Consider the following 13,536-nt stretch of genomic DNA (forward strand, 5'->3'; position numbering starts at 1 on the left):
GTGTAAATTTAATGAAAACGCTTCAATTTTTGTCTTCAATGGATGAATCGACTGTTGGTGAAGCGTTCACTCTCAATAATTATTGTATTTTTGGCTTTGTTTCAAACATTGCTTTTTTGTAATAGTCAGTAAGTCAATAAAAATAACGCGAGAATGAAGAATTTCAGGTTGTTGAACAATGTGGTTGGATGGGCAACATTTTTGGTTGCAGCCATTGTTTACATTTTAACCATTGAGCCCACGGCCAGTTTTTGGGACTGTGGTGAGTTTATTTCGACATCGGCCAATTTATTGGTGGGTCACCCTCCCGGAGCGCCATTTTTCATGATTTTGGGACGTTTCTTCTCGTTATTTGCTTCTGAGCGTGAACAAATCGCTGCCATGATTAACATCATGTCGGCCTTGGCGAGTGCCTTCACCATTTTGTTTTTGTTTTGGACCATCACCTATTTTGCGCGTAAACTGGTGTTCAATGGTAAAGAACCCGATTCGGTGCAAGTGTGGACCGTGTTGACGGCCGGTATCATTGGCGCTTTGGCTTATACTTTTTCTGATACTTTTTGGTTTTCAGCCGTCGAAGGCGAAGTGTATGCCATGTCGTCATTATTTACCGCGGTGGTTTTTTGGGCCATTCTCAAGTGGGAAGAAAATGCCAATGAACCCCATTCGAACCGTTGGCTCATTCTCATTGCCTATTTAATGGGGCTTTCCATTGGGGTACACTTGTTGAACCTGCTGGCCATTCCTGCCATTGCCATGGTTTATTATTTCAAAAAATTTGAAGTGAATCGTGCCAATACCATCAAGGCGATTTTGGTTTCCGGAGCCATTTTGGTGGGGATTCTTTATGTGATCATTCCCGGGGTGGTGAAGTTGGCGACATGGTTCGAGTTGTTGTTTGTCAATGAGTTTGGCCTTCCTTTCAACTCGGGGGCTGTGTTTTATGCCTTTTTGCTTATTGGAGCGCTCGTATATGGCCTTTGGTGGACGTACAAAAACAACCATTTGTTGCTCAATACAGCCATCACCGTGGTGACGGTCATCATTCTTGGTTACTCCTCGTTTGCCATGATTATCATTCGCTCGGCAGCCGACCCGACCATGGATCAAAATTCTCCCGATGAGGTTTTTGCTTTGCAAGGTTATTTGAATCGTGAGCAGTATGGCGATCGCCCGTTGCTTTATGGACAATATTACAGTTCTCCGGGAAAAGTGAGTGACACCAAAAAGGGGGATCCCATTCGTATTAAAAAGAATGGTAAGTATGAGGTGGTTGATTACAAGCCGACTTATGAGTATGATAGCAATACCACTACCCTTTTCCCCCGCATGTATAGTTCCGATCCCCGCCATGTTGATCAGTATAAGTCGTGGGCCAATGTAAAGGGCAAAACGGTGCAGGCACGTGATCGCGAAGGGGGCTTGGTTTCTGTCAATATTCCAACCTTCGGCGAAAATATCCTCTTCTTTTTGAAGTATCAGGTGTATCACATGTACTTCCGTTATTTTATGTGGAATTTCTCGGGACGTCAAAACGACATTCAGGGCAATGGCGAAGTGAATAAAGGAAACTGGATCACCGGATTTCCTGCCATCGACAGCTGGATGTACGGTGATGAGTCATTACTGCCCGATGAATACACCCAAAATAAGGCTCGCAACAAGTATTTTATGCTGCCTCTGATTTTAGGGCTTGTGGGCCTTTTCTTTCAGTTGGGACGTGGTCGCGAGGGGCTTCATGGTTTTTGGATTGTGATGTTGCTTTTCTTCCTGACCGGCTTGGCCATTGTGCTTTATTTGAACCAGACACCGCTTCAGCCTCGTGAGCGCGATTATGCTTATGCCGGTTCGTTTTATGCTTTTAGCATTTGGATTGGTCTTGGGATTCCTGCTTTGGTGGAGTCGGTTCGTCGATGGATGCCCGGTACTTCCGGTGTGGCTGTGGTGGGGCTAACTGCCCTTTTGTTGGTGCCCGGCATCATGGCTGCCGAAAACTGGGATGATCACGACCGTTCGGGACGCTATATTGCTCGTGACCTTGCATATAATTATCTCAATACCTGCGACGAAAACGCCATCATCTTCACCAATGGCGATAACGATACTTTCCCGCTTTGGTACATCCAGGAAGTGGAACATATTCGTACCGATGTGCGGGTGTGTAACCTCAGCTATCTGCAAACCGATTGGTATATCGACCAAATGAAGCGAAAGGCGTATGAGTCTGATCCCATGCCCTTCTCGCTCACCCACGATCAGTATCAGACCGGGACGCGCGATGCTGTGTACCTTTACGACCGCATGAATGGCGAGGCTGCTGATTTGCGCAAAGCTTTTTCTTTCTTGTTGAGCGAAGATAAGTCTACCAAATACTTACCGGGTTATAGCGAACGCATCGAATATTTGCCCGCCAAGCGTTTTGTGTTGCCTGTTGACTCGGCCGATGTGGTGTCTCGTGGCATTGTCCCTGATGAAATGGCCAATCGTGTGGCCGAATCTATCGACATCAATTTGAACCGAAGCTACATTGTGAAAAATGACATGATGATTCTTGATTTGTTGCTTACCAACAACTGGACTCGTCCTGTTTACTTTGCCGTGACGGTTGGTTCCGACAGTTATTTAAATCTTCAGGACTATTTTCAGCTCGAGGGTTTTGGGTATCGTTTGGTGCCCATCTCCACGCCAAGCGACAATTACATGCCCGGACGTGTAGACACCAAGCGTATGTATGACAATGTGATGACCAAGTTCCGATGGACCGGGTTCGATGATCCCAAGGTTTATCTCGACGAGAACCACATTCGAATGGCGACGAATATTCGCAACAACATGACGCGTTTGGTCAATGCACTCATCGACGAAAATCAGATGGATAAAGCCAAAGAGGTGCTCGATTTCACCATGGCAAAACTCCCATCGTCGCGTGTACCTCACACCTATTATTCCGTGTCGTTGGCCGAAGGGTATTACCGGGTGGGTAATATCACAGAGGGGGATGCCATTTTGAAAGAAATGTCGGACAACAACCTCAAGGAGTTGAAGTATTACACGTCTTTGCCTTCGCGTTACGATAATTATGCTGTTGACGAAATCAATCGCAACTTAGCCATCTACATGGAAATTGGTAAAATGGCTAAGAAGCATAACCGCACAGAGTTGATGCAAAAGATGGAAGATGATTATCAGGCGAGTGTGAAAGCTTTGCAACGTTTTCAATAATTGATGTCTCATGGTTCAGCCTCCCGGTTGGTTAAAACTGTTTTACCCGGCGGCCTTTTGGAGAGGCAGTGCCTCTGAAAAGGTGGTTTATCTCACTTTTGACGATGGCCCTATTCCTGAGGTGACACCATGGGTGGTTGATTTACTCCACCATAAAGGGATTCAGGCCACATTCTTCTGCGTAGGGGAGAATGTGGCCCGATATCCACATTTGCTTCATCATCTTCTCGACAATGGGCATCTGGTTGGCAATCATACATTTCATCATGTACCCGCTTGGCGTCTTTCTTTTTCAGAGTATCTCAACGAGATTGAGATGGCTCAAAAATTAATTCATACCCATTTGTTTCGTCCCCCGCACGGTAAATTGTGGCCTTGGCAAATGCCCGCTCTCATGCGGCGATTTAGAAAAATTGTGATGTGGGATGTGTTGACCAAAGATTATGATCGTCGGCTTTCGCCCGATGAGGTGGTTGACAATGTGGTCAAATATGTACGTCCCGGTTCGGTGATTGTCTTTCACGATTCGCTGAAGGCTTGGCCTAATCTGCAAGAGGCATTGCCTCGTTCCATCGATTGGTTACAACAGCAAGGCTATCGTTTTAAACTTATTCCCAGTTGATGTTTTCCTTAATCACCCTGGCCGGAACGCCGCCAGCCAGGCAGTAAGGAGGGATGTCTTTGTTGACCACGGCTCCGGCAGCAATCACGGCGCCATTGCCTATGTTGACCCCCTTGAGAATGGTCACGTTCATGCCAATCCACACATGGTTCCCAATTTTGATGGGACGGCTCACATGTTGACCATTGTCCACGATTTGATGATTGTCTGAGTCGCGAATTGTTACTTTTTCGGCAATCGCCACACCTTCACCAATTTCAATGCGTTCAAAACAGTTTAGGCTTACCTGGTGATTGATGTATCCGCTGCCCAAAATCAGGGTGGCTCCATCGGTGACCGAGATTCTTCCCCCTGAAAATATTTTGAAGTTTTTGTTGACTTGTAGTTTTGAATTTTTGCCCAATGCCAACATGGTTATAGCCGGATCGTTGGCAATCCATTTTTTATTTACTTCAAGTGTTCCTTCGGATATAATTACGGAGGAGCTGCGATGCAGGCTGAAGCAGCTGCCTTTATAGAACAATGCTTTCCCTTGTTTTTGTCGATGCTTGAGCCATTGCAAGTTTGCCAATGGTGAGAGACTGCGTAGGAGTTTGATTTTATTGATGATGTCCTTCATGAATAATCGCATTAGGTGATTGCATCCCCTTTTTTATATGGGATGCGGAATGCAAATCGTGATCCTTTCCCTTTTTCTGATTCTAAAAATATCGATCCGCCCATTTTTTCCACGTAAGCTTTTGAAATGGCCAGCCCCAGACCCGATCCGCCATGTTTTACGGTGACATTGTTTTCCACCTGTCTAAAACGTTCAAAGATGAGCGAGTGATATGCTTTGTCGATGCCGATGCCTGTGTCTTCAACAAAAAACTCGATGGCACCTCGTCCGGTAAAATTGTATCCAAAGGCGACATGTCCCTGTTCTGTGAATTTTAGTGCATTGTTTATCAGATTGATGATGATTTGCCGAACCTTTACTTCATCCATCATCACCAAATGTTGCACGTCGCGTGTGGAAGGGATGATTTGTAGTTGAACCTTTTTTTCTTTAGGAATGGTCACCTTCAGTTGGTGATAGATGTCATGCAACATGTTGCTCACATGGGTGGCTCCGATGTTGAGCGTGATTTGGCCTGTTTCGATGCGTGAAATCTCAATAATGTCATTGATGATGGAGAGTAGATGGGTACCGCTCTTTTGAATGATGTTGATGTAACTTTCGTGCATCTCATCGTTTAAGTCGGTGTCCATGAGTAAGTCGGCAAATCCCAGGATGGCATTCATAGGGGTGCGGATCTCGTGCGACAGGTTGGCCAAAAATGCCGATTTTAAACGATCACTTTCTTCGGCGCGTTCTTTGGCGTTCACCAGTTCGGCAAGCATTTGTTTGCGTTCGGTGATGTCTTCTTTTACCGCCACAAAATGGGTAATACGTCCTTCGTCGTTTACAATGGGCGAGATGATGGCTTTTTCCCAGTATAAATCGCCGTTGCGTTTCCGGTTGTGCAGTTCACCTTCCCAGTTTTGTCCCGAAAGGATGGTTTCCCATAGATTATGATAAAATTCAGGGCTTTGCATGCCTGATTTTAGCACGCGCGGATTTAAGCCCATTAATTCGTCACGTTTGTATCCGGTCAGTTCCGAAAACTTGGGGTTTACGTATTCTATGATGCCGCTTGTGTCGGTAATCACAATGCTTTCGGGGCTTTGCTCGGTCACCCGTGACAGAATCAGGGCTTGCTCTTCGGCCTGTTTGCGTTGGGTGACATCCTGGTAAACCACCTGGAAATTGACTTCTCCGTTCCATACAACCTCTTTCCTGATGATGTGTAAGTGACGTATCTGGCCATCTTTGCGAATAATATCGGTGTCGTATTCGTCGGGGGTGGGTTCCCCTTTTTTGCGCTTTTCCATCCGTTCCAAATGGCGCGCATAGCTATGGGGGGTGTATCGGTCGCTGGGGTGGGGGGCGTTAAATTCGTCGATGGATGCAAATCCATAAATGGTCATCAAAACCTGATTGGCATAAACGGTTTGGTTTTGCCGATTCACAATGCGGATACCCAAGGGTGAATTGTCCATGGTTGTCCGAAAGTTCTCTTCGCTATCGCGCAAGGCTTTTTCCGACTTCATCCGTTCGATCATCTTCACTGCCGAATCGGTTAGCAGGGTGAGGTGAAGGATGTCACCTTCGTTATATCCGTCGATTTTATTGGCAACGCCAATCACCGCGACGATACGATTTCCTTTGAGTACCGGGATGGTGAGGAAGGTATTCAGTTCAACATGTCCCGGCGAATAGCCTTTTTTTATGGTGTGATTTGCGTAGTCGTTGATAATGATAGGGCGTCGTTGTCGCACTGCTTCACCCCATAACCCCGCACTGCTCAGCTCGAAGCACGTTTGTTGGTTGTTGAGCTTGCATTCTTCCATCACCTCTTTGGACCACGAATGTAACGTGAATGTTTCTTGCTCCTCGCTGTATAAAAAAATGTACCCGATTTTGCTCCCTGTTAATTTGATGGCTTCAGCTAACACATAATCGAGGAGTTCGGGAATGTCGAGGCATTCGTACTGCATGATTTTCAACAGGCTTTCGAGTCGCATGTTGTTAATCTTGAGTGCCTTTTTCGCTTTTTTTTGAGCTGTGATATCCTTAAAAATATGTACCGCACCATCAAATTTCCCTTCTTTATTCAGAATTGGGTCAATAATTATTTGGTAATATTTCCCTTTCAGTTCCAACTCTTCTGATTCACGACTGCAGGTTTGCACAGCTTTAAAAAATGGGCATTTGCCATCAAGGGTTTGATTGTGTGGATGTATCAGGCTGTAGCATTGATGTTTTATAACCTCATTCTGAGGCAGGTTGACGAATGTTGCAAAAGCCCGGTTACACTTGATGATGTTGCAGGAAGCATCCAACAGGCAAATGGGGTCGGTGATGGCATCAAAGGTGATTTGCCATTGTTGATCAGCTAAGTGGTCACTTGAGAAAGTCCCGTTTGGACGCATCGAGTTGGTTGCCTCGTTGGTTTGAGTCGCTTCGTGATGGTTTTCCAATTCACGAAGTCGTTTTCTCAAACGGACAATTTCCTTTTGCAGGGCTTCTTGCGATGGTGCTCCCTTGGTTTTCATGGGCTATAAATCACTTCATAATTTACGAAGATTACTTGGACTTTTCGATGCTTTGTGCTGAATTATTTTAGTGTCAATGTTTTGGTTCCACTTTTCTAACAACTTGTGGGCGCTGAATGTTGTGTTATACTCCCGTCATCAAAGATATATTTGAATATCAAATGATTTCAGCTAAATTGCAGGCAAATGTTCTTATTGGCAGTTTGTGATTATTTGTTTGTAACTGAGACGTTTTGTTTTTGTATTAGCAGTTGTTTTTTCATGAGGCATTGTTGTTTGATGCTTCCTTGATGGTTATCTTTTTTGTTGTTTTAGGGGCAAAAGGTGTTGAATGTGACCAATAGTAGAGGCACAATTTTTTTAATATGGTAAGTGTTGTATTTCGATGAGGCTGATTGTTTTTTTGTTGATGGTCATTATGACGAACATGCTGTTTGCGCAGACTAAACAAAAGTTTGGTGGTCAAGGCAATACTTCGTTGCCGGCGGTAGGCACTTCGGAAACTGTTTTGTCTTCTCGTTCGCAGGGGGCCGGTGCTGTGGTGGCTTTTCCTTCTCCATTTAAATCTTCTTTTACCCTCGAATCTCCTGAGACTTCTGAGATTAAAAGTGTTGCAGTGGTCAATATTTTAGGGAAAAAAGTTCCCGTTTCCGTTGATTTGATGAGCACCCGTGCCGTGGTGACTTTTGATTCCGGAGTGCCCGATGGCATTTATCTTTGTAAAGTAACCCTCGAAAGAGAAATCTTAACCATTCGCATGGTTAAAAGTGTACGATAATTTTTCTCTTATGATTGAATTGGGTTATTGGGGACTGTTCTTGGGTAGTTTTTTGGCGGCCACAGTTGTTCCTTTCAGTTCCGAAGCGTTACTTTCAGGCATGATTCTGTCGGGTGGCAATCCTTTGGTGGCCATTGTTGTCGCCACTTTGGGTAATTGGATGGGGGGAATGTCATCTTATGGTTTAGGCCATTTGGGCAAACTAAGCTGGATTGAACGTTATTTACGCGTTAAGCCGGTTCAAATCGAAAAATTTACCAATTATATCAATGGGCGAGTGTTATGGGCTTCATTGCTTTGTTGGCTGCCGATGGTTGGTGATGTGATTGCCGTGGTGTTGGGTCTGACGCGTGCCAACATTTGGATCTCATCGGTTGGTATGTTGGCGGGTAAAGCCCTGCGCTATGTTTTGTGGGGTTGGATGACGTTTGGTGCCATGCAGTGGTGGCAATAAAAAACCCGCCTTTGGGGCGGGTTGCTTTTCACACGGTCAAAATATCTTTTTCTTTCTTCTCAATCAGTTCATCGACTTTCTTAATGTATTTGTCGTGAAGTTTCTGTGCTTCGGCTTCCGCATCCTTGGCCATGTCTTCGGGCAAACCATCTTTTTGCATTTTTTTGAGTTCTTCAATGGCATCACGGCGTGCTGAGCGAACGCTGATTTTGGCATCTTCTCCCACTTGTCTCGATTGTTTGACCAACGATTTGCGGCGTTCTTCGGTCAATGGGGGTACGTTCAAGCGTATGATTTCGCCGTTGTTGTCAGGATTCATCCCCAAATTGGCAGCCATAATGGCACGCTCAATGGGGCCAATCATTGTCTTTTCCCAAGGTTGAATGGCAATGGTGCGTGCATCGGGCGTGTTGATGTTCGAGACCTGTTGCAGTGGGGTCGGGGTTCCGTAGTAATCCACCATCAGGCCATCGAGCATTTTGGGATTGGCCTTTCCGGCTCGTATTTTGGCAAGTTCTTTGTCTAAGTGGTCAACGCTTTTGAGCATTCTTTCGGCTGCATCCTCCAATAGGAGTTGAACTTCTTCATTCATAATTGCATCTGTTTGTTTGGTAATTCGCAAACAAAAATAGGAAACTTTGGCCGAAATCAAAACAACCATGACAGCTCCGATAATAATATTGCGATGAGCTATTGACTTGTTCCTTTAAGCCCTGATGGTTGTTGAGATAAAGTTCCGAATTGTCTGTAAAAGTGGGGGCGATTGACCATTAGTTTTCAGGGAAACCAACCGGCAGATTAAAGAAAAATGCCGAGCCTTTTCCTTCTTCCGACATTACCCAAATGTCACCGCCCAGCAGTTCTACAAATTTTCGTGTCACCGTCAGCCCCAGGCCTGTGCCGCCATATTCGCGTGAGAGTGATTGATCTAGTTGTGTGAACTTTTCAAATATGAGATCTTTACAGTTGTCGGGAATGCCAATGCCCGAGTCTTCAACAAAAAACAGGTAGTTGCGAATGCCGTATGGGCGGCAGCCATAGCGAATGTAGCCTTGGCGGGTAAATTTGATGGCGTTGTCAATCAAATTAATAAAAATGTTTTGCAGGATGTTTCGCTGCGAATAAATATTGGGCAGCTGGGGGTCGATGTCCCATTGACCGATGAGCTCGAGGTTTTCTTTGTTGAATTTTTTTAAGTCACCCCGGATAATAGGCGCCAAATCACGGAAAAATTCCTCAAGTCCTACGGCACTTCTGATTGTTTGTGATTCGTTATTTTCGATGCGAGCATATTCAAGCATGTTGTCAATAAGTCCCAAGAGCTGCAATCCGCTTGATTCGATGTATTTGGCAAAGCGCAGATTGTCGCTGTTTTCGAGCTTTTGATCCAAAATGCGGGCAAAGCCAATGATGGCATTTAATGGTGTGCGTAATTCGTGGCTGATGCTGGTCAGGAAATTGTTTTTCATTCGGTGCGACGACTCGGCTTCTTTTTGTGCGCGAATGAGTTCCTGTTCGTATGAGCGCTGGCGGGAGATGTCGTGTAAATTTAAGACATAAAATTCAGGCTGACCGAAAGCATCGGGCACTTTGCATAGTTTGCACTCAACGGGAATAAAATGTCCGTCGCGATGACGAAACCGAAACCGGAACAGCTCCTCAGCCCGGTCGTTGTCGTAAGTCAGTTGATCCCAAAACAGGCTGAAATCGTCGGGATGAACCAGGCTAAATAGGTTGAGAATGCGGGCTTCATCGGCGCCATATCCCGATAGTGTTTTGCATGAGGGACTGATGTATAGTGACTTTAGATCTTTGTCAAGTAGAATTTGTACGTACGAGGTGTTTTCGGCCAGAACCTGATAATGGTCTTTGAGGGTTTGAAGTTCGTTGACTATTAGTTGATTGGTGTCGATGGGTCTGAAAATGCAGAAATAGTGTTGCTCACCTTCCTGAATGTATAAGTTAATGACCATCTCCATTGTCAGGGGCTCTTGCTGGTTGTTTACCAACGTAATTTCAGTGGTGTGAAACGGGTGTTTAACGTTGATGGTGCTGAGCAGATGGCGAACAATAACGGCTGAGCTGTGCGAGAGGATCTTTCCAAGGTTAGCTTCGCTTGAATGTAAATCTTTATTACCCGTCAATTTGACTAATTCATCACTCACTTGCGTGAAATATCCTCGCTTGTCAATCACGGCATGGGCACAGATGATTTCCTGTTCCTGTACATCACACAGACGTGCGTCGTGATCATCCAATTTTCGGGAAAAGGGTTTGTGAATAAAAAAACGCGGAGTGGCCATACTTTTGTTCCTCTGAAAGTGGCAATTTGGGAAAAAGTTTCGGAAAAAACGTTAAAATTTCTCGCAAATTGACTAAAGGTTAAAAAATCTTGACGTATTGACTGATGTGGCGGATCATTATCGCCCCGATGTGATTTGTTTTCATTGGGTTTTCAGTTTTAAACGGGGTGTGAAGATGCTTTTTATCTCAATTGCAGCGCTAAATTTAGAACGCTTCAAAATAGAAAAATTTCTTTAATTAATATTGGATGAAACCAACGCAAGGCCTACATTTGCAACGCTGATAACTTAATACAAACAATTTTACATCACTAAAAATTTTCCTATGAGCAACCTGTTTTGTTCTTCTGTAGGGAAAAAGTTAGTAATGAGTATTTCAGGATTATTCTTGATCATGTTCCTGTTTGTTCACTTGTTGCTCAACTCTTTCTTGTTAATCCCCGATGGGGGTGAAATGTACAATGCCGGCGCACATTTTATGGCCACCAATCCTATGATTAAGGTGATGGAGCCTGTGTTGGCCATCGGTTTTATTGTGCACATTGTGTATGCTTTGATTTTGTCGCATCAAAATGCGAAAGCCCGTGGTAATGTGGCCTATGCATCAGGCAACAAAACTCAGGGAGTAAGCTGGATGTCAAAAAACATGTTGATTTTGGGTGTGACCGTTTTGGCATTTCTGGTGTTGCACATTGCCCATTTTTGGGTAAAGATGAAAGTTACCGGGCATGATTTGCTGGCTCATACCACGATTAAGGTTGGTGGTGTGGAAACCGAAGTCGAAAATGCTTATGCTTTGGTGAATTACACGTTTTCTCAGTTGTGGGTGGTTATCGTTTATGCCATTGCTGCCATCGGTTTGGCTTACCACCTGATGCACGGTTTTTGGTCGGCTTTCCAAACCATTGGTTTCAGCAACAATGTTTGGCGTGTTCGTCTCAACATCATTGGTGCCATTGTGGCCTGGGTTGTTGGGTTGGGTTTTGCCATCATTGCCGTAGCACAACATTTGTTCTTCCAAGCGTAACTTCTTATTAAATAATATCTGAAGACATGAGTAAGTTGAATGCCAGGATTCCAGAAGGGCCGTTGGCTCAAAAATGGACCAATTATAAAGATCACCAGAAGCTGGTGAACCCCTCTAATAAACGTAAACTGGATGTCATCATCGTCGGAACCGGTTTGGCAGGTGCTTCTGCTGCTGCTTCTTTGGGCGAGATGGGTTTTAACGTGAAAAACTTCACCATTCAGGATTCTCCACGTCGTGCGCACTCCATTGCCGCTCAGGGGGGTATTAATGCCGCGAAAAACTATCCCAATGATGGTGACTCAGTATTTCGCCTTTTCTATGATACCATCAAAGGAGGTGACTATCGTGCCCGCGAAGCCAACGTGCATCGCTTGGCTGAAGTGGCTAACAGCATCATCGACCAGTGTGTGGCTCAGGGTGTACCTTTTGCCCGTGAGTACGGTGGTTTGCTCGACAATCGTTCGTTTGGTGGTGCTCAGGTGAGCCGTACTTTTTATGCTAAAGGACAGACCGGCCAGCAGCTTTTGTTAGGTGCCTATCAGGCTTTAATGCGCCAGGTGAATGCCGGAACTGTAAAATTATATACTCGCACCGAGTTGGTTGACATTGTGATTGTTGACGGTAAAGCTCGCGGGATTATTTCTCGTGACTTGGTAACCGGTCAGTTGCAACGTCACTTTGCTCATGCGGTGGTATTGGCGACAGGTGGTTATGGTAACGCATTTTTCTTGTCAACCAACGCCATAGGCTCAAACGGATCGGCTGCAATTAAGGCATTTCACAAGGGTGCGATGTTTGCAAACCCTTGTTATGCTCAAATTCACCCCACTTGTATTCCGATACACGGTGAATTCCAAAGTAAGTTGACCCTCATGTCTGAGTCGTTGCGTAATGACGGACGCATTTGGGTTCCTAAAAAGAAGGAAGATGCTGAAGCCATTCGTGCCGGAAAGAAAAAACCTACTGATCTTAAAGAAGAGGAGCGCGATTACTATTTGGAGCGTCGTTACCCAGCTTTCGGTAACCTGGTTCCTCGCGACGTGGCTTCGCGTGCGGCTAAAGAGCGTTGCGATGCCGGTTTTGGTGTGGGCGCAACAGGTTTGGCTGTTTACCTCGATTTTAAATCGGCCATCGAGCGTTTGGGACAAAAAACCATTGAAGCTCGTTATGGTAACCTCTTCCAGATGTACGAAAAAATCGTGGATGAGAACCCCTACGAAACTCCGATGATGATTTACCCTGCCATTCACTATACCATGGGTGGTGTTTGGGTCGATTATGAATTGCAAACAACTATTCCCGGTTTGTTCTGCTGTGGTGAAGCAAACTTCTCCGATCACGGTGCAAACCGCCTGGGTGCATCGGCATTGATGCAAGGTTTGGCCGACGGTTACTTCGTGTTGCCTTATACCATTCAAAATTATTTGGCTGACGAGTTGCAAACACCACGCATGTCAACCAATGAAAAGGAATTTGTTGAAGCGGAAAGCTCTGTGAAAGCTCGCTTTGAGAAGTTGTTGTCTATCAATGGAAAACGTTCGGTTGACAGCCTCCATAAGGAACTTGGACTCGTTATGTGGGATTTTGTGGGAATGGCTCGAAATAAAGAGGGCTTGAAAGGAGCCATTGAAAAAATTGCCGCCATTAAAAAAGAATTCTGGACCAACGTGCGCATTCCGGGTTCAAAAGAAGGCATGAACATTGAGCTTGAAAAAGCAAACCGTTTGGCTGACTTTATTGAGATCGGGGATCTGATGGCTCGTGATGCGCTTAATCGTGAAGAGTCTTGCGGTGGTCACTTCCGCGAAGAATTCCAGACCGAAGAAGGCGAAGCAATGCGTCAGGACGACAAGTTTGCTTACGTTTCATGTTGGGAGTACAAGGGTGATGATGCCGAGCCGGTGCTTCATAAAGAAGATCTGGTGTACGAAAACGTGAAAATGGTTCAACGTAATTACAAGTAATGGCTTTTTTAAACGGAGATCAACA

At 45.1% G+C, this 13,536-nt stretch carries 9 protein-coding genes and 1 pseudogene; 6 read left to right on the top strand and 4 right to left on the bottom strand.

Annotation, left to right across the window (positions count from 1 at the left end; all coding sequences use genetic code 11):
* Window positions 1-153 precede the first annotated feature (153 nt).
* A complete protein-coding gene (locus LX69_RS10095) occupies window positions 154-3,222 on the top strand; it encodes a glycosyltransferase family 117 protein (protein WP_111445914.1) in 3,069 nt (1,022 codons plus the stop codon).
* Window positions 3,223-3,232: 10 nt separating this feature from the next.
* Window positions 3,233-3,844: a polysaccharide deacetylase family protein gene (locus LX69_RS10100; RefSeq protein ID WP_111445915.1), complete on the top strand. Its 612-nt coding sequence runs from the start codon at window positions 3,233-3,235 to the stop codon at window positions 3,842-3,844.
* Window positions 3,845-3,851: 7 nt separating this feature from the next.
* On the opposite strand, the pseudogene LX69_RS18365 reads toward LX69_RS10100, so the two are convergent.
* Together LX69_RS18365 and LX69_RS10110 are read right to left on the bottom strand one after the other, a co-directional pair.
* Window positions 3,852-4,004, bottom strand: a pseudogene (locus LX69_RS18365) (DapH/DapD/GlmU-related protein); the annotation flags it as partial.
* A gap of 470 nt (window positions 4,005-4,474) precedes the next feature.
* Window positions 4,475-6,982 carry a PAS domain S-box protein gene (locus tag LX69_RS10110; protein ID WP_111445916.1) on the bottom strand — a complete coding sequence of 836 codons (2,508 nt, stop codon included), beginning with the start codon at window positions 6,980-6,982 and terminating at the stop codon, window positions 4,475-4,477.
* A 427-nt stretch (window positions 6,983-7,409) separates the two neighbouring features.
* On the opposite strand from LX69_RS10110, the gene LX69_RS10115 reads away from it, so the two are divergent.
* Complete coding sequence (locus tag LX69_RS10115; protein ID WP_170124325.1) at window positions 7,410-7,760, top strand: T9SS type A sorting domain-containing protein; 351 nt, start codon at window positions 7,410-7,412, stop codon at window positions 7,758-7,760.
* Window positions 7,761-7,770: 10 nt separating this feature from the next.
* Window positions 7,771-8,214: a YqaA family protein gene (locus LX69_RS10120; protein WP_111445918.1), complete on the top strand. Its 444-nt coding sequence runs from the start codon at window positions 7,771-7,773 to the stop codon at window positions 8,212-8,214.
* Window positions 8,215-8,242: 28 nt separating this feature from the next.
* On the opposite strand, the gene frr is transcribed toward LX69_RS10120, so the two are convergent.
* Entirely contained in the window at window positions 8,243-8,806 is a 564-nt protein-coding gene (gene frr, locus LX69_RS10125; RefSeq protein ID WP_111445972.1) for a ribosome recycling factor, read from the bottom strand.
* Window positions 8,807-8,984: 178 nt separating this feature from the next.
* Window positions 8,985-10,517 (bottom strand): PAS domain-containing sensor histidine kinase, encoded by a 1,533-nt coding sequence (locus LX69_RS10130; RefSeq protein ID WP_111445919.1) that lies wholly within the window; start codon window positions 10,515-10,517, stop codon window positions 8,985-8,987.
* Between the two features lie 325 nt (window positions 10,518-10,842).
* Here LX69_RS10130 and LX69_RS10135 point away from each other — a divergent pair, with 325 nt between their 5' ends.
* A complete protein-coding gene (locus LX69_RS10135; RefSeq protein WP_111445920.1) occupies window positions 10,843-11,544 on the top strand; it encodes a succinate dehydrogenase cytochrome b subunit in 702 nt (233 codons plus the stop codon).
* 26 nt (window positions 11,545-11,570) lie between these two features.
* Entirely contained in the window at window positions 11,571-13,511 is a 1,941-nt protein-coding gene (locus LX69_RS10140) for a fumarate reductase/succinate dehydrogenase flavoprotein subunit (RefSeq protein ID WP_111445921.1), read from the top strand.
* Window positions 13,512-13,536 lie beyond the last annotated feature (25 nt).

This window comes from Breznakibacter xylanolyticus, from assembly GCF_003254275.1.
Taxonomy (GTDB): Bacteria; Bacteroidota; Bacteroidia; order Bacteroidales; family Marinilabiliaceae; genus Breznakibacter; species Breznakibacter xylanolyticus.